This is a genomic window from Marinobacterium ramblicola, from assembly GCF_019084545.1.
GTDB lineage: Bacteria > Pseudomonadota > Gammaproteobacteria > Pseudomonadales > Balneatricaceae > Marinobacterium_D > Marinobacterium_D ramblicola.
In genome coordinates this window covers 169,246-195,653 of sequence record NZ_JAHREP010000003.1, presented here as the reverse complement: position 1 = coordinate 195,653, position 26,408 = coordinate 169,246, and the positions used below count along the sequence as shown (strand labels likewise).

Annotated in this window: 24 protein-coding genes, 2 tRNA genes and 1 other RNA gene; 9 read left to right on the top strand and 18 right to left on the bottom strand. The window is 60.0% G+C overall.

Annotation, left to right across the window (positions count from 1 at the left end; all coding sequences use genetic code 11):
• Positions 1–21: 21 nt before the first annotated feature.
• Both rnpB and rsmI read right to left on the bottom strand, forming a co-directional pair.
• An RNA gene (gene rnpB / locus KQ940_RS03325) (RNase P RNA component class A) lies at positions 22–376 on the bottom strand.
• A 58-nt stretch (positions 377–434) separates the two neighbouring features.
• Positions 435–1,271: a 16S rRNA (cytidine(1402)-2'-O)-methyltransferase gene (rsmI, locus tag KQ940_RS03320; RefSeq protein ID WP_217411681.1), complete on the bottom strand. Its 837-nt coding sequence runs from the start codon at positions 1,269–1,271 to the stop codon at positions 435–437.
• A 37-nt stretch (positions 1,272–1,308) separates the two neighbouring features.
• Between rsmI and KQ940_RS03315 the strand changes: the two genes are divergently transcribed.
• From KQ940_RS03315 to KQ940_RS03300, 4 genes are all read left to right on the top strand, one after another.
• Positions 1,309–3,156 (top strand): penicillin-binding protein activator, encoded by a 1,848-nt coding sequence (locus KQ940_RS03315; protein WP_217411678.1) that lies wholly within the window; start codon positions 1,309–1,311, stop codon positions 3,154–3,156.
• A 12-nt stretch (positions 3,157–3,168) separates the two neighbouring features.
• Positions 3,169–3,528, top strand: a complete 360-nt coding sequence (locus KQ940_RS03310; protein WP_217411677.1) for a YraN family protein — start codon at positions 3,169–3,171, stop codon at positions 3,526–3,528.
• A gap of 163 nt (positions 3,529–3,691) precedes the next feature.
• Positions 3,692–4,279: an SIS domain-containing protein gene (locus KQ940_RS03305; protein ID WP_217411675.1), complete on the top strand. Its 588-nt coding sequence runs from the start codon at positions 3,692–3,694 to the stop codon at positions 4,277–4,279.
• A gap of 2 nt (positions 4,280–4,281) precedes the next feature.
• A complete protein-coding gene (locus tag KQ940_RS03300) occupies positions 4,282–4,857 on the top strand; it encodes a BON domain-containing protein (RefSeq protein ID WP_343222605.1) in 576 nt (191 codons plus the stop codon).
• A gap of 2 nt (positions 4,858–4,859) precedes the next feature.
• On the opposite strand, the gene KQ940_RS03295 is transcribed toward KQ940_RS03300, so the two are convergent.
• The 10 genes from KQ940_RS03295 to KQ940_RS03250 all read right to left on the bottom strand — a co-directional run bounded on the left by KQ940_RS03295 (position 4,860) and on the right by KQ940_RS03250 (position 12,440).
• Entirely contained in the window at positions 4,860–5,276 is a 417-nt protein-coding gene (locus tag KQ940_RS03295; protein WP_217411672.1) for a ClpXP protease specificity-enhancing factor, read from the bottom strand.
• Between the two features lie 175 nt (positions 5,277–5,451).
• The gene (locus tag KQ940_RS03290) at positions 5,452–6,084 is read right to left on the bottom strand and encodes a glutathione S-transferase N-terminal domain-containing protein (protein ID WP_217411670.1); all 633 of its coding nucleotides are present in this window, start codon (positions 6,082–6,084) and stop codon (positions 5,452–5,454) included.
• A gap of 93 nt (positions 6,085–6,177) precedes the next feature.
• Positions 6,178–6,948: a cytochrome c1 gene (locus KQ940_RS03285; RefSeq protein WP_217411668.1), complete on the bottom strand. Its 771-nt coding sequence runs from the start codon at positions 6,946–6,948 to the stop codon at positions 6,178–6,180.
• Positions 6,948–8,204 (bottom strand): cytochrome b, encoded by a 1,257-nt coding sequence (locus tag KQ940_RS03280; protein WP_217411666.1) that lies wholly within the window; start codon positions 8,202–8,204, stop codon positions 6,948–6,950. Before KQ940_RS03280 ends, KQ940_RS03285 begins: the two co-directional genes overlap by 1 nt.
• Complete coding sequence (gene petA / locus KQ940_RS03275) at positions 8,204–8,800, bottom strand: ubiquinol-cytochrome c reductase iron-sulfur subunit (RefSeq protein ID WP_217411664.1); 597 nt, start codon at positions 8,798–8,800, stop codon at positions 8,204–8,206. Before petA ends, KQ940_RS03280 begins: the two co-directional genes overlap by 1 nt.
• Before the next feature lie 274 nt (positions 8,801–9,074).
• Positions 9,075–9,467, bottom strand: coding sequence for a 30S ribosomal protein S9 (rpsI, locus tag KQ940_RS03270; RefSeq protein WP_217411662.1), 393 nt, complete (start codon positions 9,465–9,467; stop codon positions 9,075–9,077).
• A gap of 14 nt (positions 9,468–9,481) precedes the next feature.
• Positions 9,482–9,913, bottom strand: coding sequence for a 50S ribosomal protein L13 (rplM, locus tag KQ940_RS03265; protein ID WP_217411660.1), 432 nt, complete (start codon positions 9,911–9,913; stop codon positions 9,482–9,484).
• A 224-nt stretch (positions 9,914–10,137) separates the two neighbouring features.
• Complete coding sequence (zapE, locus tag KQ940_RS03260) at positions 10,138–11,247, bottom strand: cell division protein ZapE (protein ID WP_217411658.1); 1,110 nt, start codon at positions 11,245–11,247, stop codon at positions 10,138–10,140.
• Between the two features lie 99 nt (positions 11,248–11,346).
• Positions 11,347–12,057: an LrgB family protein gene (locus tag KQ940_RS03255; RefSeq protein WP_217411656.1), complete on the bottom strand. Its 711-nt coding sequence runs from the start codon at positions 12,055–12,057 to the stop codon at positions 11,347–11,349.
• Positions 12,054–12,440, bottom strand: coding sequence for a CidA/LrgA family protein (locus tag KQ940_RS03250; RefSeq protein ID WP_246589657.1), 387 nt, complete (start codon positions 12,438–12,440; stop codon positions 12,054–12,056). The genes KQ940_RS03255 and KQ940_RS03250 overlap by 4 nt, the downstream gene beginning before the upstream one ends.
• A gap of 161 nt (positions 12,441–12,601) precedes the next feature.
• Between KQ940_RS03250 and KQ940_RS03245 the strand changes: the two genes are divergently transcribed.
• Together KQ940_RS03245 and KQ940_RS03240 are read left to right on the top strand one after the other, a co-directional pair.
• Positions 12,602–12,678, top strand: a tRNA-Pro gene (locus KQ940_RS03245).
• Between the two features lie 251 nt (positions 12,679–12,929).
• Positions 12,930–13,006: transfer RNA gene (locus KQ940_RS03240), tRNA-Pro, on the top strand.
• 85 nt (positions 13,007–13,091) lie between these two features.
• On the opposite strand, the gene KQ940_RS03235 is transcribed toward KQ940_RS03240, so the two are convergent.
• Positions 13,092–14,243 (bottom strand): alanine/ornithine racemase family PLP-dependent enzyme, encoded by a 1,152-nt coding sequence (locus KQ940_RS03235; RefSeq protein ID WP_217411654.1) that lies wholly within the window; start codon positions 14,241–14,243, stop codon positions 13,092–13,094.
• Positions 14,244–14,394: 151 nt separating this feature from the next.
• Between KQ940_RS03235 and KQ940_RS03230 the strand changes: the two genes are divergently transcribed.
• A complete protein-coding gene (locus KQ940_RS03230; protein ID WP_217411652.1) occupies positions 14,395–15,381 on the top strand; it encodes a LysR family transcriptional regulator in 987 nt (328 codons plus the stop codon).
• On the opposite strand, the gene KQ940_RS03225 is transcribed toward KQ940_RS03230, so the two are convergent.
• The 5 genes from KQ940_RS03225 to KQ940_RS03205 form a co-directional block, all read right to left on the bottom strand.
• The gene (locus tag KQ940_RS03225) at positions 15,378–16,181 is read right to left on the bottom strand and encodes an ABC transporter ATP-binding protein (RefSeq protein ID WP_217411650.1); all 804 of its coding nucleotides are present in this window, start codon (positions 16,179–16,181) and stop codon (positions 15,378–15,380) included. The genes KQ940_RS03230 and KQ940_RS03225 overlap by 4 nt on opposite strands.
• A gap of 5 nt (positions 16,182–16,186) precedes the next feature.
• The gene (locus KQ940_RS03220) at positions 16,187–16,921 is read right to left on the bottom strand and encodes an ABC transporter permease (RefSeq protein WP_217411648.1); all 735 of its coding nucleotides are present in this window, start codon (positions 16,919–16,921) and stop codon (positions 16,187–16,189) included.
• A 2-nt stretch (positions 16,922–16,923) separates the two neighbouring features.
• Positions 16,924–17,637, bottom strand: coding sequence for an ABC transporter permease (locus tag KQ940_RS03215; RefSeq protein WP_217411646.1), 714 nt, complete (start codon positions 17,635–17,637; stop codon positions 16,924–16,926).
• 200 nt (positions 17,638–17,837) lie between these two features.
• Positions 17,838–18,623 carry an ABC transporter substrate-binding protein gene (locus tag KQ940_RS03210; RefSeq protein ID WP_217411644.1) on the bottom strand — a complete coding sequence of 262 codons (786 nt, stop codon included), beginning with the start codon at positions 18,621–18,623 and terminating at the stop codon, positions 17,838–17,840.
• Positions 18,624–18,886: 263 nt separating this feature from the next.
• Positions 18,887–19,864 (bottom strand): GlxA family transcriptional regulator, encoded by a 978-nt coding sequence (locus KQ940_RS03205; RefSeq protein WP_343222604.1) that lies wholly within the window; start codon positions 19,862–19,864, stop codon positions 18,887–18,889.
• Positions 19,865–20,117: 253 nt separating this feature from the next.
• Between KQ940_RS03205 and KQ940_RS03200 the strand changes: the two genes are divergently transcribed.
• Both KQ940_RS03200 and KQ940_RS03195 read left to right on the top strand, forming a co-directional pair.
• Positions 20,118–24,947: an NAD-glutamate dehydrogenase gene (locus KQ940_RS03200; RefSeq protein WP_217411640.1), complete on the top strand. Its 4,830-nt coding sequence runs from the start codon at positions 20,118–20,120 to the stop codon at positions 24,945–24,947.
• A 15-nt stretch (positions 24,948–24,962) separates the two neighbouring features.
• Positions 24,963–26,183 (top strand): aspartate aminotransferase family protein, encoded by a 1,221-nt coding sequence (locus KQ940_RS03195; protein WP_217411638.1) that lies wholly within the window; start codon positions 24,963–24,965, stop codon positions 26,181–26,183.
• Positions 26,184–26,408 lie beyond the last annotated feature (225 nt).

Below are 26,408 nucleotides of genomic sequence, written 5' to 3'. Positions count from 1 at the left end.
AACTACAGGTGGGGAATGGGAGATGGGAGTCTGCCGGTAAGCCGGGTTTTGTCGTGGACAATCATTCATCTAGGACCTGCGTCACCACAGGCCTCAAGCAACCTACCCGGACCCGGCGCGGGCCACGCCTTAAGGGTCCCTATTTGGTCTTGCTCCGGGTGGGGTTTTCCATCGCCGTGGAGTGTTACCACCCACGCGGTGCGCTCTTACCGCACCATTTCAACCTTACCGGCAATCCGAAGACTGCTTAGGCGGTATACTTTCTGTTGCACTTTCCGTCGGCTCACGCCGCCCAGACGTTATCTGGCACCCTGCCCTATAGAGCCCGGACTTTCCTCCCCTGCGCGAACGCAGCAGCGATTGTCTGGCAGACTCCCGGCGCGCAGTATAGCGACTCCAGGCTTCAAGGCAAGGCAATTTGCTTTCCCATAACATCACCCCTGGCCGATCAAGGCCTGATAGAGCTTGCTCTTTTTCACCCCGGTTATCTTTTCCGCCACCGCTGCCGCCCTCTTCGGTGGCAGTTCCTCACTCAGGAGCTGGAGGATACGCAGCGCCTCAGGATTTATATCGACCTCGGCCTTCTCTGCGGCGCCATGCACCAGCACAACGAACTCCCCCCTCTGCTGGTTGGAATCGACCCTCATCCATTCGAGCAACACGTTCAACTCACCACCCTGAATGGTCTCGAATGTTTTGGTCAGCTCACGCGCGACAACCGCGTAACGATCTGCACCGAAAATGGCACTCATATCCTCTAGACTGGCAAGAATGCGGTGTGTCGATTCATAGAACACCAGTGTCGGCACCTGATCCTTGAGCGCTTCGAGACGCTGCTTGCGCGCCCCGCTCTTCGATGGCAAAAAACCTTCGAACAGAAACCGGTCGGACGGCAAGCCAGAGGCGCTCAGCGCCGCAATAAAGGCACAGCAACCGGGCACCGGCGACACTCGAAATCCCGCATCGCGCACCGCACGCACCAGAAAAAATCCGGGATCGGAGATCAGCGGCGTGCCCGCGTCCGACACCAGTGCAATCAGCTCCCCCTGCTGCAGATGTTTGATAATCAGATCCGCACGTTGACGTTCGTTGTGATCATGCACTGAAATCATCGGGGCTTTAATGTTAAAGTGCGCGAGCAGGCGACCGGTGTGGCGGGTATCCTCCGCCGCGATCAGATCGGCAGCGGCGAGCACCTCCTGCGCCCGGGGAGAGAGATCGCCCAGATTGCCTATAGGGGTCGCCACTATATAAAGAACGGGTTCCGACATCTTTATCCATCCATACATCCGGGTGTCCGAGTATATGATGAATAGAACGAGACTGCCTCTGTGCATCCTGTTGATATCGTTTTTAAGCGCCTGCGCCGCGCCGCCGGCAACGACACGGGCGCCCGAGCGCTCGCAACTGGAGCAACTGCTCGCCGCCGCCGACAGCGCCCCCGCCATCCAGGCCGCCGAGCTGCGCTTCAAAGCCGCCCAACTACTGTTCAGCGAAGGCAAGGATACCGAGGCCCGCACCCTGCTTGACCGGATCGACACCCGCCTGCTGCCACCGGCGCTGGCGTTTGACATCGCACGTCTAAAAGCCACCCAGGCGCTAGAGCTGAAAGAGAGCAGGCGTGCACTGAGTTACCTGGATCGCGCCATCCTGCCACCATCGTTGCCCGCCCCCCAGCAAGCCGAACTCGGCGAGCTGCGCGCCCAGGCCTATACCCAGCAGCAGCAACCGATCGCCGCCGCACGTGAACTGATCGCCAGCGCCCAGTTGCAAAGCGATGCTGCGTTGCGCCAGCAGATTCACAACCAGATCTGGCAGATACTGCAGCAGGTGCCGGATGACGAGATCGAGAAAGCCACCCATACCGCGGGCAATAACTACTACGAACAGGGCTGGTTTGAACTTGCCGCCCAGATGCGCGGCGGCCTCGATATCTCGACCGGTGGCAGCGCGCTTGCCCAGTGGCGAACCCTGTGGGAGTCACATCCAGCCTACAGCCAACCGCCGGAGAGCATTGTAAGCAAGTCCCTCCCGCCCCTCGATGTGCGCCGCGTCGGCCTGCTGCTGCCACTCAGCGGCAATCTGGCAGAACCGGCCCGCGCGATCAGCGAAGGGTTCTTCGCCGCGCTGATGGCCGGCGGCAGTCATAACCAACGCCCCGAAGTGATCTCGATCGACAGCAGCGTCGTCAGCACTCCGGGCCAATTGGCGACCTTGATCTCCAGGGAGCAGCTGGACCTGGTGATCGGCCCACTGTCGCGCGACTATGTCGCCCAAATCAGCCAGGCAGGCCCGCTGCCGGCACCGGTACTGGCGCTGAATCAGGCCGACAACACCAGCCCCGGCATCTACCATCTGGACCTGGCCTCCGAGCAGGAAGCGATACTGGTCGCGCAACGCGCCTGGCAGGAGGGCCACCGCCGAGTTGCCGTCGTTGTACCCGATGCTCCCTGGGGACAGCGTTTGGCAGATTCCTTCACCCAGGCGTTCAACACCCTGGGGGGCAGCGTTGCCACCCAGCTCAACTACCGAGCAAGTGAAGATCTGTCGGACCAGATTGGACACCTGCTGCTCACCGATCGCAGCAAAGCACGCGCAAGCGAGGTGCGCCGGGTGATTGGCGAGCGCTTCGAGTTCGATGAACACCCGCGCAGCGACATCGAAGCGATCCTGATGACCGCCCTGCCTCAGGATGCGCGCCAGATAAAGCCGATGTTGGCATTTCACTTTGCCGGCGACCTCCCGGTCTATGCCACCTCCCACCTCTATGAGGGTTCACCCGACCCGATACGAGACGTGGACCTGAACGGAGTACGCTTTCTCGACCTACCCTGGACGCTGGAGCCGGCGAGCCAAGCCCACCAGGTGTTGCGCGCCTCCCGCACAGACGTGGATAGCCGCTTTGGCCGTCTCTACGCCCTGGGTGTCGATGCATTCAATCTCTACCCCTACCTGCCCGAACTGAGCAACAACCCGGGCGCCTATATCGAAGGCGAAACCGGAAAGCTGATGCTCTCGCCGCAACTGCGGGTTGATCGGGCGCTGCCCTGGGCGGTGTTCAACAACGGAGTCCCCGAGCTACTACCCTCAGAAGATGTGCCCATTCCTACACTTACCGATGCACCGCCGACACCGGCGGCGCCTCAATCCCCCTGACAGGAGAATGCGATGGATCGCAAGAAAACCGGCAAGGATGCCGAACAGTACGCAGAACGTTATCTCAACCAGCAGGGTCTGCGAACCCTGCTCAGAAACGCCTATTGCCGCATGGGCGAGATCGACCTGGTGATGCAGGAACGAGACACCATCGTGTTCGTCGAAGTGCGCAAGCGGCGTCACCGCAACTACGGCGGCGCCGCTCAGTCGGTCGATTACCATAAGCAACGCAAGCTGATTCAAACCGCGCGTTACCTGATGCTGAGCCACCCACAATGGGGCAGCCAACCCTGCCGCTTCGATGTCATCGCCTTTGAGGCGGACCTGGCGGAGCAGGAACCCACCTGGTACCGGGACGCATTCCGGCCATGACTGACCAGCACAACGGGTGACTGCTTGAGTTTCGACATTGGCGACTCTGGCACCGAGCCGATCACCGTCACAGGCTAAAATGAATGCGGTCCGGGCTCGGCCGACTATAGCCCAGTATGGTATAAAGACGCCTCTAGTCCCTGAACACCGGATATATCACTCAATGGAACTTGAAGACCGAATTGTCAGCCAGTTTCACAACTCGATGGAGATCAATGCCCAGACCATCGAGCATTACACACCGCTGATTGCAGAAGCCGGTGAACTCCTGCTGCACTGCTTGGTCACAGAGAGCAAGATCCTGTGCGTTGGCAACGGTGGTGCCGGCGCCCTGTCACAGCATTTTGCCGCGCTGCTACTCAGCCGCTTCAGGCACGAGCGTCCAGGCCTGCCCGCTCTGGCACTCAACGCTGACAGCGCCGTCATGAGCGCGATCACCGAGGACAGCAGCTTCGCCGAGGTGTATGCCAAGCAGATCCGCGCCCTGGGTCAACCAGGGGATATCCTGTTGGCGATCTCACCCGACGGAAGGGGCACCAGCCTGGTCCAGGCGATCCAGGCCGCTCACGACCGCGAAATGCAGGTGATTGCACTCACCGGTGGCGATGGCGGCAACATGACGGCACTGCTGGCCAGGGACGAGATCGAGATCTGCATCCCCAGTGATGATGAAGCGCTGGTTTACGATGCACAGCTGCTGGTACTGCACTGCCTATGCGATCTGATCGACCATCAACTGTTTGGAGCCTGAACGTGAAACTTTCTGCCATCCCTGCTGCATTACTGCTCTCCGCCAGCCTGCTCAGCGGCTGCGCACATCTGGTCAGCGCCACCCGCGAGGAGCCCATTTATGAGGATAAGGGCCATCGTACCCTGGGCAACTACATCGAAGACGAGATGATCGAAACCAAGGTCACGGTCAACATCAGCAAGGGCTCGACGCCCCTGGCCCAGTCCCATATCAATGTCACCAGCTTTAACGGCCAGGTACTGCTGACGGGCCAGGTACCGGACGAGCGAGTGCGTCAGGAAGCGGAGCGGATCACCCAGACCACCCGCGAGGTGACCAAGATACATAACGAGCTGGAGATTGCCGGCCCGACCTCGACCATCGTGCGCACCAACGATGTCTATCTCACCAGCCGCGTCAAAGTACAGCTGCTGGCCGATAAAAATGTCGCGGGCAGCCGGATCAAGGTCGTCACAGAAAACGGGGTGGTTTACCTGATGGGCCTGGTCAAGCGCTCGGAAGCGGAAACCGCGGTCGCGATCGTGCGCAGCGTCGCCGGCGTGCGCAAGATCGTCAAGGTGTTCGAATATATCGACTGACCCTACTTCACCACACGAAGCGAGGGACGACCACCTCCCGGGCCCGGCTCGGGAGGCTCGGGTTCCGGCTGTTCTGCTTTGGCCAACGCCAGCAGATCAGCACCCGGCTCCATACCAAAGCCCATCCCCATGCCGTTCTCACGTGCATAGATTGCCAATACGGCGGTTATCGGTACGTACACATTCATCGGCACCCCGCCAAAGCGCGCATTGAAACTGACACCACCGTTATCCATCTCCAGCTCCCGAACGGCGCCCAGCGCGATGTTCAACGTGATCTGCCCATCCTGCACATAGGCTTCAGGCACATTGACCCCTTTCACACCGGCATCGACCACAATGAGCGGGGTAAGGTCGTTATCACAGAGCCATTCATACAAGGCTCGCAACAGGTAGGGCCGGCTTGGCTTTACAGACATATGAAACAACTCCTATCGCCACGTCTGCACATCCATGCGCCCGCGGCTTAACCGCCATAGATCAAGGAGATCCCGTCGTCACAGGAAGTAACGACCGGGATCACCGTTCCTGCATATGAAAAAGGGACGGAGCGCCAGCCCCATCCCTTTCGGAAGTACCTGATCGCAACGCGAATCAGTCACGCATCTCGCGCTCCGCTTCGGAGAGACTCTCCTGGAACGACTCACGCTCGAACAAGCGCTTCATGTAACCCAGCAAAGGCTTGCATTGAGCCTCAGGCAGTTCGACACCCATCACCTGCAGGCGCCATAATAGCGGCGCGATGCAGCAATCCACCAGACTGAACTCTTCGCTCATGAAGAACGGCTTTTCCGCAAAGATCGGCGATACCGCAACCAAGCTGTCGCGCAACTCCTTGCGCGCGTTATCGATCTGCTCCGCACTGGCCTTACCGGCAAGGATCAGATCAGCCTGCGCACACCAGTCTCGCTGGATACGGTGCATGAACAGACGGCTCTCCGCCCGTGCCACTGGGTAAACCGGAAGCAGTGGCGGATGCGGGAAACGCTCGTCCAGATACTCCATCATCACATTGGGTTCATACAACACCAACTCCCGATCCAGCAGAGTCGGTAAGCTGTTGTAAGGATTAAGCGCTGCAACATCCTCAGGCAGCTCGCTCTCCTTGCAGTCTACAATATCGACTGCCACACCCTTCTCGGCCAGCACGATACGTACGCGATGGCTGTAATGGTCATCACCATTCGAATAAAAGGTCATGGAAGAACGCTTAGCCACAACTCCCATCTACAAATCCCCATAAAAGTCAGATGTAGAAACAAAAAATCTACGCGGCCCTCGCGGACCGCGTAGTTCTATTATTCACAGACACCCGAGTGTTTAGTGAACGTCTTTCCAGTACTCTTTCTTCAGCGCGAAGGCGAAGACGAACAGAATCGCCAGGAAGATCAGAACATAGGTACCTATCTTACCAGAGACCATCTTCGAGGGCTCGCCCATGTACGCCATGAAGTTAACCAGATCGTACACGTACTGGTCGAACTCCTCTTCGCTCATTGAACCGCTCTTCGGCTCGATCGATGTGCAGCCCCCGATCTCCTGACCAGTCAGCGGATCGATCTTGCCGTGCGCTCCATGCAGCTCTTCCGGCGTGCAGTGGTTAACCACCGAGCCCTGCAGGTCTTCCAACACGTTGGGCATCCCGACATCCGGGAACACAACGTTGTTCACACCCCAAGGACGTGACTCATCCTTATAGAAGCTGCGCAGATAGGTGTAAACCCAGTCCGGACCACGCAGGCGCGCTTCCAGCGTCAGGTCAGGCGGCGGGTTGCCGAACCATACCTTAGCCTCGGCAACCGGCATCGCGTTAGTCATGTGCTCGCCGATCTTCTTGTTTTCGTCGAAGATCAGGTACTGCTCAACCAGCTCGTTCGGAATCTCAAGGTCGTTAGCCGCACGCTCGAAACGCTGATACTGAGCTGTGTGGCAACCCAGGCAACGGTTGACGAAGTTCGCCATACCGCGCTGCAGGGACGCCTTATTAGTTAGATCCACTTCAATCGAGTCAAGTGGCACAGCTGCACCACCTGCCGCACTGGCGGTCACCGGCGCCAGCACCATCATCAAAGCAAGGAGATACTTTTTCATTAGCCTGTAACCCTCTCCGGAACCGGTTTTGTTTTCTCCATCCGTGTGTAGAACGGCATCAGGATAAAGAATGCGAAGTAAAGAACGGTACAGATCTGCGAAACCATGGTACGGCCCGGTGTAGCAGGCAGGGCACCCAGGACACCCAGAATCACGAAGCTTACTGCGAATACCAGCAGCCAAAGCTTGCTCAACACACCCTTATAACGCATGGACTTGACCGGGCTACGATCCAGCCACGGCAGCACAAACAGGATCGCAATTGCCGCACCCATCACGACAACACCCCAGAACTTCGCATCAACACCGAACAGCGGATAGGTCACGGCGCGCAGCATGGCGTAGAACGGCGTGAAGTACCACACAGGAGCGATATGGTCCGGTGTTTTCAACGCATTAGCCGGTTCAAAGTTCGGCTTCTCGAGGAAGTAACCACCCCCTTCCGGGAAGAAGAACACTACGGTGCAGAACACGAACAGGAAGACCACGACACCGACGATATCCTTGACGGTGTAGTACGGATGGAACGGGATACCGTCCAGCGGCACGCCATTTTCATCCTTCTTATCTTTGATCTCGATACCATCCGGGTTGTTGGAACCCACTTCGTGCAGCGCGATGATATGCAGTACGACCAGCGCCAGAATGACGATCGGCAGCGCAATAACGTGCAGCGCGAAGAAACGGTTCAGGGTAATACCGGAGATCAGGAAGTCACCGCGAATCCACTGCTGCAGATCCGGACCGATCACCGGAATAGCACCGAACAGGGATACGATAACCTGGGCACCCCAGTAGGACATCTGCCCCCAGGGCAGCAGATAGCCCATGAAGGCTTCAGCCATCAGCGCCAAGTAGATGGTCATCCCGAAGATCCACACCAGCTCACGAGGCTTGCGGTATGAACCGTACATCATGCCGCGGAACATATGCAGATAAACCACGACGAAGAACGCGGACGCACCGGTGGAGTGCAGATAACGCAGCAACCAACCATACTCCACGTCACGCATGATGTACTCAACGGACGCGAACGCGCCTTCAGCGCTAGGGTTGTAGCTCATGGTCAGCCAGATACCGGTCAGGATCTGGTTGACCAGCACCAGCAGCGCCAGGGAACCGAAGAAGTACCAGAAGTTGAAGTTCTTCGGCGCATAGTATTTGGAGAGATGGTCTTCCCACATTGCAGTAGCGGGGAAACGATCGTCGATCCAACCCATGAAGCCGGGATTGCCTTTATTGCGATAGCCAGCCATTACACAGCCTCCTGATCGACACCGATTACCAAGGTGTTATCGTCTTCGTACGAATGCGGCGGGATCACCAGATTGGTCGGTGCGGGCACGCCCTTGAAGACTCGACCGGACAGGTCGAAACGCGAACCGTGGCAGGGACAGAAGAAGCCGCCAAGCCAGTCTTCACCCAGGTCCGCCGGCGCAATCTCCGGACGGTAGGTGGGTGAACAACCCAGATGGGTACAGATACCGACCATCACCGCGTATTCTGGGCGCAGAGCGCGCGCCGGGGTGTGCGGGATGTAATCTGGCTGCTGCGGCTTCTCAGAGTTCGGATCAGCCATCTTGTCATTGAGTTTTTCCAGGTTAGCCAGGGCTTCTGGACCGCGTCGCACGATCCAAACCGGCTTACCACGCCACTCAGCGATCATCTGCTGACCGGGCTCCAGCTTGCTGATATCCGCCTTCGCAGGTGCACCAGCCGCTTTCGCCTTGGCGCTCGGATTCCAGGAAGCCACGAACGGGACAGCGGCCCCAACGGCACCCACTGCCCCTACGGCAGACGTGGCACCAATCAGGAGCCGGCGCCGACCCTTATTCACGCCGTCATTGCTCATTAACTTCTTCTCCCCTCAATCGACGACCGCTTTCGCACACACATACGAAAGACAGACCGCCCTTCAGTCATGAAAACCACGAAACCGGATTTTTCAAATGGCGCAAATCTTAAAGAAATTACCCCATAGATACAAGGTAAAATCCCCGGACTAAGACCAATTACCCGGCAATTAAGAGACTGTTTCCAAATACAAAAAAGCCCGCGAACCAAAAGGCTCGCGGGCTTTTTTTCTTGCAATCTTTTGCGCTGCGGCAATACACCGCAGAGAAAGATTAACGCTTGGAGAACTGCGGACGCTTACGTGCTTTGCGCAGACCGACTTTCTTACGCTCAACTTCACGCGCATCACGGGTAACATAACCCGCCTTACGCAGAGTCGGACGCAGAGTCTCGTCGTACTCCATCAGCGCGCGAGTGATGCCGTGACGGATCGCGCCAGCCTGACCGAAACCACCACCACCGGCAACAGTTACGTAGACGTCGAACTTCTCTTTGGTCTCAGTCAGCTCCAGCGGCTGCATGACGATCATGCGCGCGGTTTCACGACCGAAGTAATCTTCGATGGTGCGCTGATTGATGGTGATCTTGCCGGTACCCGGGCGCAGGAAGACGCGCGCGGTGGACGTTTTGCGACGGCCGGTGCCGTAGTACTGAGTAGTAGCCATTATTCGCCTTCCCCTTAGATAGTCAGTTCTTTAGGCTGCTGTGCCTGATGCGGATGTTCAGCACCGGCGTACACTTTCAGCTTGGTGTACATGGCACGACCCAGCGGGCCCTTCGGCAGCATGCCTTTAACGGCGAGCTCGATGGTGCGCTCAGGGAAGGTCTGGACCATCTTGTTGAAGTTGGCTTCCTTCAGGCCACCCGGAAAACCGGAGTGACGGTAGTACATCTTGTCATTACGCTTGTTGCCGGTCACATGTACCTTTTCGGCATTGACGACAACGATGTAATCACCGGTATCAACGTGCGGAGTGTATTCCGGCTTGTGCTTGCCACGCAGACGACGGGCAATTTCGGTCGCCAGACGACCCAGGGTTTTACCCTCGGCGTCAACAACATACCAGTCGCGTTTTACTTCGGCTGGCTTAGCGCTAACAGTTGTGCTCATTGTTTCTATACCTTGACCTTAAGCCTCGAACCCAAGCCAATCAACGGGTTGAACCCGTATCAACCAGAGTCCCGACTTACCTTATAGTTATTGGTTGCTACCGGCGATCCGCACAGGGCGATCTCACGATATCAACGTACACTATCCTCTACCCCTTGCAGAGGAGCGCGAATTATAGACAAGCGTCCAGACAAAATCCAGCGCTTACCGCCCACAAAAACCACTTATCCAGCACGATGCTCTCGTACCAGATATTCGTGTGATTGCATCTCCAGCAAACGGCTCTGGGTACGCTGGATTTCGAACTCCAGCCGCCCTTCACTGTAGATCTCGGGAATCGGTAACGCCGCGGAGATGATCAGCTTGACCCCGCTGTCGTAAAACTCATCCACCATATTGATAAAACGGCGAGCGGCATCGTCGTTGCTGCGCCCGAGTTGCGGCACATTGCTCAGGATGACGGCGTGAAAGATCTTGGCCAGCTCGATGTAGTCGTTCTGCGAGCGCGGCCCGTTACAAAGGTCGTTGAAGTCGAACCAGACCACGTCTTCGCACATGCGACGCGTTTTGATGCCACGACCATTAACCTCCAGCACCTCCTGCTCGACCACCTCCTCCAGATCCGGCGCCAGCGCCTCGAAGCTCTTGTTCAGACTCAGATCGGCGCTGGCATCAAGAGGCCAGTGATAGAGTTCGGCCTGTTCCAGGGTTCGCAAACGGTAATCGATACCGCCATCCACGTTCACCACTTCGGTGTAGCGCTTGATCAGATCGATCGCCGGCAAAAAGCGCGCGCGCTGCAAGCCGTCCTTATACAAGCCGTCCGGCACAATGTTGGAGGTCGCCACCAGCGCTACGCCGTTAGCGAACAACTGCTCCATCAAGCCGCCCAGGATCATCGCATCGGTGATGTCGGAGACGAAAAACTCGTCAAAACAGATGATCCTGGTTTCTTCCGCGTATTTGCGTCCGATCTCCACCAGCGGGTTCTTGGTCCCGTCCAGCTGGCGCAACTCGTTATGCACGCGCTGCATGAAGCGATGGAAATGGGTGCGCATTTTGCGTTCGAACGGCAGGCTGTCGTAGAACGCGTCCATCAGATAGGTTTTACCCCGACCGACACCGCCCCAAAAATAGAGCCCCTTGATCGGCTCCGCTTTCTCCCGCCGCAACTTGCCACCGAGACGCTGAAACAGACCGGGACGCGGTGTACGTTCGGCGGCCAGCAGGTCATCATACAGGCGCTGCAGATGCCCGATCGCCATCTCCTGAGTCGGGTCATAGGAGAAGTCATCCCGTTGCAGGTCCTGTTTATAGCGCTCAAGCGGTGTCATCGCGACTTATGTCCTCAGTACAAAATGTATCCAGAATTAGCCGCTGCGAACTTTACTGCTGTGCAACATTTTTATCAAACAGCCTGTGTACCGGCTCGACTAAATGCCGACAAGGGATACCAGAACCGGCAGCAGGAATGCGGTCACCAAACCGGCCACCCCCATCGCCAGACCTGCGAAGGCACCCGCCATACCGCTTAAACCAAGCGCGTACGCCGTACCGAAGCCGTGGGCTGACAAACCCAGACTGAACCCCCTGGACACCTCATCCTCGATCTTGAGCAGCCGAAACACCCAGGGCGCGACCACACAGCCGATCATGCCGGTGATCAGCACCAGACCCGCCGCCATGGAGGGATAGCCGCCGATCTTCTCCACAATACCGATCGCGATCGGCGAGGTCACCGACTTAGGAGCCAGGGTGAGAATCGTGCGCGTCTCGCCACCGAGCAGCCAGGCGATGCCGACGCCACTGACCACCGCCGTCACAACGCCGCACAGGGTGGCGATCAGAATCGGCAGCCACATCTTGCGCACCCGGTCGAAGTAATCGCACAGCGGCACAGCCAGCGCCACCGTCGCAGGCCCGAGCAGGAAGTGGATAAACTGGGCGCCATCGAAATAGGTGTCATAGTCAGTGCCGGTGATCACTAACAGAGAGATCAGGATCGCCATCGAGAGCAACACCGGATGAAACAGCGCCAGACCACCAAGACGGCGATTGAGCCAGCGACTGAACATGAATACCGCCAGCGTCAGCACAATCCAGAATAGCGGTCGCGCCGAGAAATAGACCCAGAACGACGTCATTCCCGCTCCCCCACACCAAAGCGGCGTGCCATGCGGGACATCAGCCAACCGGTAACCCCCATGGTGATCGCGGTACTGGCGACCAGCGTCACCGCCAGCATCATCCACTCGCGGGCCAACAGGCCGAAATGGTTCATCAAACCCACGCCGGCAGGCACAAACAGCAACGCCAGATGCCCCAGCAGCCCATCGGAGACCTTACGTAAGGCATCCGGCACTCGCCCTCCACCAAGCACCAGCACCGTTACCAGCAGCAGCATTCCCACCACCGGGCCTGGCACCGGTGCCCCGGCGGCGGCCACGATCAACTCTCCGACCAACTGACAACCCAGCAGAATCAACAAGCCCAGCAGCATCTCCACCTCCGCGCCCAAGCTGAACATCCTTATATCCCAGCGCGCTCGAACTGCGCGAAAATTTTTATTCATGCAGCTATTGGCACAACCGAAACGCCTCACTATAATCCGCCCCGCTGTTTCGACAAGAGGCGTTAGGCCAAAGTCGTGCGGCGCGAAGGTCGCGGTTCCGCGCTTTCATCATGAGTCGGGGTGTAGCTCAGCCTGGTAGAGCACTGTCTTCGGGAGGCAGGGGTCGTAGGTTCAAATCCTGTCACCCCGACCATTTCTTGCTTTAATCCTTTATCGTCGTCACCAGCTCCTCGCGGAGTTCAGTTTCTGCTGCCCAGTTCCCGCCAGAGGTCGTAGACGCCACAGCCAGACAATGGCGCCGCGAACGAAAAGAGCAGCCGCATGTTGTTGACAGCCAAAGAAAAACCCTTATAATTCGCGCTCACTTGAACGGCACGGATACCCGATCCGAGTAAACGCCAACCAAGTGAGTACCAGTAAGCTCCTGTTCTGGGGCAACCACGTCGGGGTGTAGCTCAGCCTGGTAGAGCACTGTCTTCGGGAGGCAGGGGTCGTAGGTTCAAATCCTGTCACCCCGACCATTTCTTCTTCGCTTCATCGTCAACTAAGTACCACGCTTTCAATATTTCATCGCCGACCATCTTTGGCGACGGACCTTTGCTGCACCTATCGGCGATCAAAAAACTCATGTGTATTCAGCGCATGCCCCCTTAACAGGCCTTCCCGCTCACGGCGCCAGTCAGCGCTCAGATCCGGCTGTTTCCTGACATAGGGCGACAACATCGCCTGTACCAGCGCGCCATAGCCGGGCGCAAAGTGGACCTTATCGCCAACCGCACAGGCGTTGCGGATACGGGTCAGATCCAGCACCAGATGATCGGATGAGGCACCGATGATCGAAACGCCGGGGTCCACCGCTTTCAGGGTGGTCAGATCGGTGTCCAACCGTCCCAGACTCAGAATCCCGCGGACCTGCTCACCCAGATCCTCGAACACCGGCACATGACCGAAGGCATCCAGCACAATCTCGCCATCCGGCAGCGATGGCTTGGTCTGCACTTCGATCAGCTCCGCCTCCAATTCGAACACGTCGGTGTGCAGACCGGGCAACGGCTCGTCGGTGAAGGGGTTGCGCCCCAGCAGCATCGAAAATCCGACCCGGATATGGTTGATCCCGGCGGGTAGTCGCCCCTCCAGCAACAGCGGCAGCGTACCGGAGTTGCCGCCGGAGACGTACTGCAGCGGGTAGCCGAGCTGGCGCTCGCTGGCGCGGGCCAGCTCGACCAGCTCGGTCAGTTTTTCCGGCGTGGTGCGGATACCGCCGAGACAGCCCAGATTGGTGCCGATACCGGCCACCTCGATCATCGGCAGCGCTTTGATGCGCTCGATCAACTGCGGTAACTGCTGCGCCGCGATCCCTTCACGCCGATCGCCCAACTCGACCATCAGCAACACCCGGTGTTTACGCCCCAGCCTCCGTGCTGCCTCATGCAGCGCGCGGATAGCATCATATTCGGAGTTCAGGCTGATATCACACAAGCACACCACCGCGTCCGCTTGGGACGGCGCAGGCATCCTGAGCAGCATTGTCGGCACCCGAATCCCGGCATGCGCCAGCCGCTCCAGGTTATCCAACCGGGAGTCGGCCAGCATATCGCAGTCGCCGTCGAGCGCGGCGCGGGCGATATCGGCCCAGCCACAGCCCGCCTTGACCACCGCCGCCAACGCCACGCCCTGTTGCCGGCACAGCGCCTTGATCCGGCGTACATTGTCGGTGAGCTTATGGGAATCGAAATACAAGGATACGGTGCTGTTCATTCGCGCTAACCATTGGCTGAGACAGGCCGTTTCAGCCTGTGGATAAGCTGAGGTTAGCGAAGCGAAAGGCATTGATAAAAATGTTATTCTGAATCTCAGATATAGATTAAATCTATAAACCATCTATCCAGTCACCCGATGAGTACCGGCTATGACCTCCCCCCACAACCCGCACAACCAGCTCGAGCGCTTCGCCACCCGCTTGGACTGGAACCTGCTGCGCACCTTCATCGTCATCGTCCAGTCACGCAGCATCAGTCGCGCCGCCGAGCGCCTCTACCTGCAGCAGCCCACGGTCAGCGCGGCACTGAAACGGCTGGAGGAATCGGTGGGCCGACGCCTGATCGACCGGCGCCCCGGCCATTTTGAGCTGACCCCGGCGGGACAGAAACTGTACGACGAGGCGCTACAGGTCTACCGCCGCGTATCACGCCTGAGCGAGGTGATCGACGAAGCCGACAGCGATACCAGCGGCCATGTGCGCATCCTCAGCATCAGCCAGGTCAGCTGCGAGCGTTACGACCGCTTGCTGGAGCGCTTTTTCCGCCAGTTTCCACGGGTATCCCTATCGATTGAGGTCGCGACTACCGCCGAAGTGGTGCGCGCGGTGGAGAACAGCACCGTCACCCTGGGGATCTGCGATGCCGAGGTTCCGGCACTGCTGCGCAAACTGCTGCTCAGCAGTGAACAGTACGCCATCTATTGCGGACGCCGACACACACTCTACGGCCAAACCGGATTAGCGATCGAAGATCTACGCGGGGAGGCATATATCGGATTCACCTCCGATGTACTCGGCGGCGACTATATGGGGCCGGTGACGGCGATGCGGGCACTGGCGTCGATCGGCCAGCAGGTCCGTGGCGCCTCCAGCAACGTGGAGGAGGTGAGCCGGATGATCAGTGCCGGCATCGGCATCGGCGCCCTGCCCGTTCATCTGGCCCAGCCACTGCTGGAACGAGGCGAACTCTGGCAGCTGCCGCCCTACACCGATCTGCCTCAGGCCGATATCCGGCTGATCTACAACCCCCAGTCCCGCTGCAACGATGGCGAGCGCGCACTGATTGAGGCTCTGGAAACGGAGTTCGGCCAAGGCATGGCGCCGGACAGCAACGCTGCCCGGCCTGACAACCACTAGAAGTTGGTGCTGAGGAACTGGCGGAAGCGCTCCGACTCCTGCTGCCGGAACAGCTGCTCCGGTGCCCCCTCCTCCTCAACCAAGCCTTGGTGCAGGAACATGACATGGGATGAGACCTCGCGCGCGAACGCCATCTCGTGGGTGACCACGATCATGGTGCGCCCCTCCTCGGCCAGCTTGCGCATCACCAGCAGCACCTCGCCGACCAGTTCGGGATCCAGCGCCGATGTCGGCTCATCGAACAGCATCACGTCGGGCTCCATGGTCAGCGCCCGCGCGATCGCCGCGCGCTGTTGCTGGCCGCCGGAAAGATGGGAAGGATAGTGATCCACGCGGTTGTCCAGGCCCACCTTGTTCAGGTAGTAACGGGCACGCGCCTCGACCTCCGCCCTCGGCTGTTTCAGCACCCGCAGCGGACCGACCATGCAGTTCTCCAGCACCGTCATATGACTCCACAGGTTGAACTGCTGGAACACCATGCCGAGCCGTGCCCGGATCCGCTCGACCAGTTTCTCGTCCTCCGGCACCGCCTCACCCAGGCGGTTATGCTTAAAGCGGACCTGCTGACCATGCACGATCAGCTCACCGGCATCGGGTACTTCGAGCAGGTTCAGACAGCGCAGGAAGGTACTCTTACCAGATCCACTGGAGCCGAGGATGGCGGTGACATCGTGCTGGCGCGAGGTCAACGAGATCCCCTTCAGTACCTCCAGCTCGCCGAAGGACTTGTGGATATCGCGCGCGATCAGCGGCGCTTCGAGCGCCTGAGAGCTGTTTTTCTCTATAACCTGAGTATTCATAGTCGTTATTCCGTCGGTGCGACAGCAACTGCCGGGGTGGATGAACGCTGGACGGTGCGCTGCCGCAGATGCGGGTTCAGGCGATCCTCCAGCCGGCGCCAGACCCGTACGATCAACATCGTGATCAACAGGTAGAGCAGCGCCGCCCACAGATAGATCGAAAAATCGAAGGTCTTGGCGAAGATGGTCCGGGTCTGCCCCATCAGGTCGAACAGGGTCACCACGCTGGCGATGGCACTGCCCTTGAGCAGCAGGATCACCTCGTTGCCCAGCGCCGGGAAGGCGATACGGTAGGCGTGCGGCAGCACGATCAGCCGGTAGCGCAGCCAGCTCGACATGCCGTAGGCCTTGGCCGCCTCGATCTCACCCCGGGGAACACCCTGGATGCCGCCGCGCAGCAGTTCGGTCTGATAGGCGGTGGTGTTCAGCGCAAAGGTGACCAGCGCGCAGTAAAACGGATCGCGGAACAGCCACCAAAGGTTCAGCGCCTGCAGCTCATGCCGGTACTGGCCGGCGCCGTAATAGATCAGGAACAGCTGCGCCAGCATCGGCGTACCGCGGAAGAAGGAGATGTAGACCCGCACCGGCCGTGACAGCCAGCGCCGGTCCGAGCAGCGCGCCACCGCCATCGGCATGGCACAAAGCGCGCCGACCACCAGGGCAAGACCCGACAGTTTGATCGTCAGCCAGGTGCCCTCAAGTAACAGATGGCCGTACTGAATAATGGTATCGAATGACATGCTCAAGCCCTCCTGACACCGCGATTGGCTCGCTCTTCCAAACGTGCCAGCACCATTTCGGAGAGGATGCTAAGCAGCCAGTAGGCGGCGCAGGCAATAAGAAAGAAGGTAAACGGCTTCTTGGTCGCACCGACGGCAATATTGGTCATGCGCAGCAGGTCGTTCAGCGCGATGATCGACACCAGCGCCGTATCCTTGATCAGATTGACCCAGAGGTTACCCAGCCCCGGCAACGCAAAGCGCCAGATCTGCGGCAGCTTGATGAACCGGAACAGATCCCAGCGGCTCAGCCCTATCGCCTGCCCCGCCTCGATCTGGCCCCGATCCAATGCCTGAAAGGCGCCGCGCAGCACCTCGCCGGAGAAGGCACCGAACACCACGCTGAGTGCGATCACACCGGCGATAAACGGGCTCAGCTCGACAAACCCGGCCTCGGGATCGAGCCAGCGCCATACCGCATTCAGCAGCATGGCGATTCCGTTATAGACCAGAAACAGCGTCAGCAGCTCGGGAATGCCGCGTGCCGCCGTGGTGTAGCCGCGGCCGAAACGGCGCAACCAGGGATGGGAAGACAGCGACGCTCCCGCGACGGCAAAACCGATCAACAGCCCCAGCGGCAGCGTGGTGGCAGCCAGCTGGATCGTCACCAACAGGCCGGATAGCAACTCGTCACCCCAGCCATCGGAGCCGAAGGCGAGTAAAGAGAGATTGTCCATAGGAACCTCTTCAGTGTCAGCCGACACTGGAATCAGTGGAAAGCGGGCGTGATACTACGAGGGGCGGGATGGGCCACCGATGCCTCTTTGCGGCACCTGCTGGTGGATGGATCAGTCATCGGGCGAGTCCTCTGTTGGCATTATTGTTATCGGTACTCGGGCGACGCCCGGCGCCGCCCGTTCAGCCGGGAATCGATGATTTACTTCATGTCGTAGATATTGATCGGGAAGTACTTGGCGTTGATCGCCTTGTAGGTACCGTCGGCAACGATCTCGGCCAGCGCCGCGTTGAGTTTCTCGCGCAGCTCATCATCCTCCTGCCGTACCGCCATCCCGGTACCCTCACCGGCATATTTCGCTTCGGTGATCGGGTTGCCGACCAGTTGGCAGCAGCTACCGTCCTCGCTGTTGGTTACCCAGTCCAGCATCGGAAACAGGTCGCTGACCTGCAGATCGAGACGGCCATTGATCAGGTCCAGGTTGACCTCGTCCTGGGTCCGGTACAGACGCAGATCGGAATCGGGATAGTTGGCCTGCAGGAACTCGGCCTGGGTGGAGGCACTGAGCGCGCCCAGTGACATATCCTCCAGCGCCTGCGGACTCAGATCGGGATATTTGCGGTCCGCCGCACCGACAAAGGTCAGTGCCGCCTTGTAGTAGGGATCGGTAAAGTCGACCTGCTTCTTGCGCTCCTCGGTGATCGACATCGACGCCAGGATCACGTCGTACTTGCCGGACAGCAATGCCGGGATCATGCCGTCCCAGTCCTGCGACACGAAGGTGCACTCGGCCTTCAGCTTTTCACACAGCGCCCTGCCGATATCGATATCGAAACCCACCAGCTCGCCGTCGGTATTGAAATAGTTGAACGGAGGGTAGGCACCCTCGCTGCCGATGCGGATAGTCGTCCAGTCCTTGGCCCACACCGGGCTCGCCATCAGGCCGACCAGGGTCAGCGCACCACAGAGTATTTTTGCACTCTTCATCTATTCGATCCTCAGCTTGTAATTCTTCTGTCGGCCATTCCGGGCGCCTGGCAATCGCCAGCCACAGGTCGAGATCTGATATCCGAAACCTGTGGATACACCCGAGTCATTGCACCTTAACAGAATCGTCGCTGAGGCTTTTTCACCCACCGGACATGGTTTTTCGATGGCGCGACCGCTGGTCCACAGGGCGCAAAACAGATGCACAAAAGCACAAAAATAGTGCTTAAAATCAGTAAGTTAGAATACAGTAGCGCACCGTTTCAGTGCTCAGAGGAACGCCCGTAACGGGGCTGAAGTTCCGGTGCCTCGCCGGCCGGACGCGCATTACGCCTCTCCTGCCGTGGCGTCAGGCCGAAGTGACCGCGATAGGCGGTACTGAAGTAAGAGGCACTGGAGAAGCCGCACATCAGCCCGACCTGCAGGATCGGCCTGTCGTCGGTGCGCAGCAGGGTACGCGCACGCTCCAGTCGCAGCTCCAGATAGTATTGTGATGGCACGGTCTGCAGGTGCTGTTTGAACAACCGCTCCAGATGGCGCCGGGAGACACCCACATGGTAGGCCAGATCATCGGTGCTCAGCGGCTCCTCGATATTGGCCTCCATCAACGTGACCGCTTCGATCAGATTGGGCTGCTGGGTGCCGATGCGTACCTTCAACGGCACCCGCTGCGCCTCATCACTGGGACGGATACGCTCACAGACAAACTGCTCCGACAGGTGGGACGCCAGCGCCATGCCGTGATCGCGCCCGATCAGAAACAGCATCATGTCCATCGCCGCGGTACCGCCACCACAGGTATAGCGATCACGATCGGTCTCGAACAGATTGCCGGTGGCCTGAACCCGTGGGAAGGCTTCCTTCAACGCGGCGACATCGAGCCAGTGAATGGTCGCACGGTAACCATCCAGCAATCCGGCCCGCGCCAGCAGATAGGCGCCCGTGCCGATACCGCCGAGATTGGGGATCGAGCGCGCCCAGCGCTTGAGCCAGTGGGTCAGCTGCTCCTGCCCGCTATCCGAGAGTTTGGCCGGGCCGCAGACGAACAGGGTATCGAGCTGAGCAACCTGATCAACCTGGGCCTCGACCCGCACTTCGACCCCGCAGCCACTTGGCACCAACTCCTGCCCGATGCCGATCAACACGGCCTCGTAAAGGGTTTCGCCGGACAAACTGTTGGCCGTGCGCAGCGCCTCCACCGCGCAGGAGAACCCGGTCAACGAGAACCCTTGCATCAGCACAAATCCGATACGCTGAGCCCTGCTTTTATCCGCTGCGTTATTCAATACCGTAACCAGTGTCTATATATGGTTATAAGAATAGTTGCGCATCATACAACCGGAGCCGATAAATTCCGCGCCCACCAGGGCGCTATGGCAGCAGGGTGAAATTCGGCGTCGCCTTAACACAACTTGCCCGCTGTCGACGATCTGGGGCTTTACGGATAATGGATTAAGTCCCTCAGGCCGACCAACCAAGATGACGACAATAACAATGACTACCTCAACCACTGCCACGCAGACAGAGACCGTTTCCACTCCCGGCATCGACGAACTGATCGACCGCCAAAACGCTCCCGAGCAGGCGCGACAGCTGCGCCGCCTGCTCAACGAGATCTATCGCCATCAGCTCGTTGAACCCACTTTGTCGCCCACCGATCAATACGGCGCGCTGCAATCGGCCTGGAGCCTGTTCCAGCGTCACCGCAGCGGCCAGATCGAACTGCGCGTCTACAACCCTGAGCGCGAGCGCGACGGCTGGCAGTGCGAGCACAGCCTCATCGAGCTGGTGATGGACGATCAGCCGTTCATCGTCGCCAGTTGCCTGACCGAGCTCGCCCGCCAGGGCATCCGCGTGCATCACCAGTCCTACCCGATGATGGATGTGCTGCGCGACAGCGAGGGTACGCTAGTGGATCTCTATGCCGATGCCAGCAGCGAAACGGTGCGGGAAACCCTGGTCCGCTTCGAGATCGATCGCCAGCCGGACGAGCAAGCGCTGGATGCACTGAGACAGTCGCTGCTGAGCGTGCTGGATGATGTGCGCAACGCCGTCATCGACTGGCGGCCGATGCAGCAGCGGATGCAGGAAGCGGCCGCCGAGTGCGACGAAGCCGCCGATACCGATACCGAGACTGTTGACTTCATGCGCTGGCTGACCCAGGACAACTTCCTGTTCGTAGGTTACCGCTACTACAGCATCAACGCTGATGAGCACGACAATCTCAGGCTGCAATACCGCGAAGGCTCGGGCCTGGGCTGTTTTCGCGACCCGATCACCGAGAGTCAGCGCCTGATCCAGCTCGATGCCACCCAGAGTGAACTGCTGCGCTCTCCCGAGCGTCTGGTACTGACCCGCTCCACCACCCGCTCCACGGTGCAGCAGGGCCGCTATCTCGACTACATCGGCGTCAAGCACAGGGACCGGGAGGGCCAGCTGATCGGCGAATCCCGTTTCTTCGGCCTCTACTCCAGCAAGGCCTACGATACCCCACTGACCCAGATCCCGCTGATCCGGGCCAATATCCGTCGACTGCTGGAGAGTTCGGAACTGCCCAGCGACAGCCACGCCTACAAGGCGATGCGCCACCTGCTGTTCACCTATCCCCGCGACGAGATGCTGCAGACCCGCTATGACGAGCTGAAGGAGATCATCTACGGCATGCTCGATTGCGTCGAGCGCCGTAGCCTGGGTCTGTTCCTGCGCACCGACGCCCACGGCCGCTATATCAGGGCGCTGATGCTGGTGCCTCGCGATCAGTACCATACCCAACTGCGGCAGAAAACAGAGAAGATCCTGATGCAGGCGCTGGGTGGCTACAGTGCTGAATTCAGCGTGCGGCTGACCGAAGATCCGCTGGCACTGATCGAGTTCTGCATCTACTGCGACAACGCGCTGCAGATCCACTACGACCGCGAACAGCTGCAGCAGCAGATCATCGATGCCGCCGAGAGCTGGCACGACCGCCTGCACCGGGAGTTGCTGGCACAGCTGGACGAGGTCCAGGCCAACGCCCTGTTCGGCCGTTATGCACAGCGCCTGCCGCTGGCCTACCGGGAAGCGACCCTGCCTGCCACCGCGGTCGAGGACCTGGTCCAGCTGGCGGAGCTGGACGATGACAACAGCCTCACCACCCGCCTCACCCCGTTAGCTGTCGGGCATCTGGGTTTACGCGTACTGGGCTGCGGCCGCGACATGACCCTGTCCGACGTACTGCCGACCCTGGAGCACCTGGGCGTCCGGGTGCTCAGCGCCACCCCCTACCAGCTGACTCAGGACGACGATCAAGCGTCCGCACAGTCGCAGCCCGGCTGGACGCAGCCCGGCTGGATCATCGATTTCCAGCTCGCCTGCGATCCAGAGCTGGACCTGAAGCCCAAGGCAGTGCGCGATCAGTTCCAGCAGAGTTTCATCCGCACCTACCGCGGCGAGCTGGAGGATGACCGTTTCCAGCAGCTGGTGCTGCGTGCCGGACTCAGCTATCGCGATATCACCCTGCTGCGCGCGGTCAGCAAGTACCTGCAGCAGCTCGGCGTACCGTTCAGTCAACACTACGTCGAACAGGCGCTGGCGCGAAACCCGCAGCTCAGCCGCCAGCTGTGCGAGCTGTTTGCGATACGTTTCGATCCCGACTTCCAGGGTAATCGTGACACCAGCGAGGAGCAGCTGAGCCACAGCATCCTGACCGCGCTGGACGCAGTGGAGAACCTTGACGAAGACCGTATCCTGCGCCACTACCTCAGCGTGATCCAGGCGATGCTGCGTACCAACTACTATCAGCGTGTCGACGGCCGCGAAAAGGGCTATCTGTCGTTCAAGCTCAACACCCGCTCGCTGAGCTTCGCCCCGGAGCCTCGCCCGGCGTTCGAGATCTTCGTCTATGCGCCCTGGGTCGAGGGTGTGCACCTGCGCGCGGGCCCGGTGGCCCGCGGCGGCCTGCGCTGGTCCGACCGGCGCGAGGATTTCCGTACCGAGATACTCGGCCTGGTCAAGGCGCAGATGGTCAAGAACGCGGTGATCGTACCGGTGGGCGCCAAGGGCGGCTTCGTCGCCAAACAGCTGCCGGAAGGCGGTGATCGCCAGGCGGTCCAGGCCGAGGTGATCCACTGCTACGAAACCTTTATCCGCGGCCTGCTCGATATCACCGACAACCGCGTCGGCGACGAAATCCTGACACCCGACCAGGTGGTCTGCCACGATGGCCCCGATCCCTACCTGGTGGTAGCTGCCGACAAGGGTACCGCTACATTTTCCGATATCGCCAACCGCATCAGTGGCGAGTACGGCTTCTGGCTCGGCGACGCCTTCGCCTCCGGCGGCAGCAACGGCTACGACCACAAGAAGATGGGGATCACCGCCCGCGGCGCCTGGGAGTCGGTCAAGCGCCTGTTCCGCGAGCAGAATGTGGACTGCCAGAAAGAGGACTTCACCATCATCGGCATCGGCGATATGGCCGGGGACGTGTTCGGCAACGGCATGCTGCTGTCGAAGCATATCCGCCTGGTGGCCGCCTTCAACCACCAGCACATCTTTATCGACCCGAACCCCGATGCCACCAGCAGCTGGCAGGAGCGCAAGCGCCTGTTCGACCTGCCCCGCTCCAGCTGGGAGGATTACGATCTCAGCCTGATCTCCAGCGGCGGCGGTCTGTACAAGCGCAGCGCCAAGCGCATCGAGCTGAGCCCGGAAGCCCGCGCGGCACTGGGCACCGAGCAGATTCGCTTTACCCCCAACGAGCTGATCCGGGTCATCCTGCAGGCGCCGGCGGACCTGCTCTGGAACGGCGGTATCGGCACCTACGTCAAGGCCAGCAGCGAAACTCACGATCAGGTCGGCGATCGCAGCAACGATGCGCTACGGGTGGACGCCAACGAACTGCGCGTCAAGGTGATCGGCGAGGGTGGCAACCTGGGCCTGACCCAGCGTGCCCGTATCGAGTATGCCCGTGCCGGCGGTCGCATCAACACCGATGCCATCGACAACTCCGGCGGTGTCGACTCCTCCGACCATGAGGTCAACCTGAAGATACTGCTCAACCAGCCGCTCAGTGATGGTAGCCTCGACCAGCCGGCACGCAACACGCTGCTCGAGAGCATGACCGACGAAGTGGCCCAGTTGGTGCTGCGCCACAACTACGGTCAGAGCCAGATTCTCAGCCTCGACGATCGCCAGTCGCCAAGCCGGATCAACGACCATCGCCGATTGATCCAGCTGCTGGAGAAAGAGGGTCGACTGAAACGCAAACTGGAGCAACTGCCCAGCGACGAAGCGCTCGACCAACTGGCCCGCGACGGCCAGGGGCTGAGTCGCCCCGAGATTGCGGTACTACTGGCCTACAGCAAGCTCTGGCTGTGCGACCAGCTGATCGCCGAGGGGCTGGCCGAGGATGAAAGTCTGCTCGAACAGCTCAAGGAGTACTTCCCGGCAGCGATCCGTGAGCGCTACACTGACGCGCTCATGCACCACCCACTGCGCGCCGAGCTGCTGGCCACCCACCTGACCAACAGACTGTGCAACCGCATGGGCGAAACCTTCGTCAGCTACCTGCAATCGGAGACCAACTGCCGTGCCATCGAGGCGGTACACGCGTTCGAAACCAGCCACCGGATTTTCGATATCGACACTCTCTGGTCCCAGCTGGAAGCGCTTGAAAACCAGATCGCCGACGATCTATTCCGCGACCAGCTCTGCACCATTCAGGATCTGTTGGAACGCACCGCACTCTGGCTGTTGCGTCAGCCACGCCAAGAGCTCAGCGGACGGGAACAGGTTGACGCTTTCACCGCGGAGATCAACCGGCTGATCGATCACCTGCCGGAGCTGCTCGACGAAGAGGAGCATGAACAGCTGCAACAGCAACGGGAGCGGTTGATCGCGGCCGGCATACCGCAAGCCCTGGCCGCCCGTCTGGCGACTCTGGGCTACCAGTATCCGCTGCTGTCGGTCGCCCGCCTGGCGCGCAATCGCAGCGAGAGCAGCCCGGTAACCGCGGCGCTCTATTTCGCGTTGGAGAAGCGTCTGCAGCTCAAGGTCCTGCGCCGCTGCATTGCTGCCCTGCCGGAACGCGACCTGTGGCAGCGCAAGGCCCGCGCCGCGCTGGCACGGGAGGTCGATGATTACCAGCTGCAACTATGCCACTGGATCATGCATGCCACCGATACCAAAGCCGAGCCCCAGCAGCGGCTGGACCTCTGGCAGCAGAGTGCAGCACAACAACTGAATAACCTGGAGCAGATCTTTAACGAGGTCCGCACCAACGAGTCACCCGATCTGGCCATGCTGTCCGTCGCCGTGCGCAAGCTGGGCAGCCTGCAACCACTTTAACTACGGAGATACCTGATGACCCAACACACTGTCAGCCGCGCCACCTTCGACAACGTAATGGTGCCCAACTACAACCCACCCAGCATCATTCCGGTGCGCGGCGAGGGCTCCCGCCTGTGGGATCAGGAGGGGCGTGAATATATCGACTTCGCCGGCGGCATCGCGGTCAACGTCCTCGGCCACCACCACCCGGCACTGATCAAGGCGCTTAAGGAACAGGCGGACAAGGTCTGGCACCTGAGCAACGTATTTACCAACGAACCGGCGCTGCAGCTGGCACAGATGCTGACCGAACGCACCTTTGCCGACCGGGTGTTCTTCTGCAACTCTGGAGCCGAGGCCAACGAAGCGGCATTCAAGCTGGTGCGCAAGTACGCCCACGATCACTTCGGCCCGGACAAGCACGAGATCATCGCCTTCAACCAGGCGTTTCACGGTCGTACCCTGTTCACCGTATCGGTGGGCGGCCAAGCCAAGTACCGCGAAGGTTTTGAACCGGTGCCCGGCGGCATCACCCATGTGCCTTACAACGATATCGAGGCGCTACGTGCCGCGATCTCCGAGCGCACCTGTGCCGTGGTGATGGAGCCGATCCAGGGTGAGGGCGGGGTGATCCCGGCCGATCCCGATTTTGCCCGCGCCGTGCGCGAGCTCTGCGATCAGCACCAGGCGCTGCTGGTGTTCGACGAGGTGCAGACCGGCGTCGGCCGCACCGGTCATCTGTACGCCTACGAAGAGCTGGGCGTCACGCCGGATATCCTGACCAGCGCCAAGGCGCTCGGCGGCGGTTTCCCGATCGGCGCCATGCTGACCCGCAGCGAGATCGCCGCCAGCTTCTCCTTCGGTACCCACGGCACCACCTACGGCGGCAACCCGCTCGGTTGCGCCGTCGCCAAGGCGGTGCTGGAGGTGGTCGATACGCCGGAGGTGCTCGAAGGGGTCAAGCGCAAGCAGCAGCTGTTCGTCGAGCGACTGCAGGCGATCAACACCCGCTACCACTGCTTTAAAGAGATCCGCAGCGCTGGCCTGCTGATCGGTGCCGAGCTGAGCGAGCAGTGGCAGGGTCAGGCAGCCAAGTTCCTCGCCGCCGCCCGCGAGCTGGGCCTGATGCTACTGATCGCCGGCCCCAACGTACTGCGTATGACGCCGTCGCTGATCATCCCGGACGAGGATATCCGTGCCGGTATGGATCAGCTGGAGCAGGCGATCGCCACAGTACTGGAGACCGAACAGTAAGGCTTAAGCATCCGACGCTCCGGAGGCCGCGCCCGCGGCCTCTACCTACACGCTCCATTTTCCCCGCACCCGCGGGATACCGTACATCCTTCATACCCCGCTCCTGTGCATCCATGCACCCGCGGGGTACCGTACATCCTTCATACCCCGCTCCTGTGCATCCATGCACCCGCGGGGTACCGTACATCCTGTACATAAAATTCTGGTCGCTTCAGTGACAGTTCT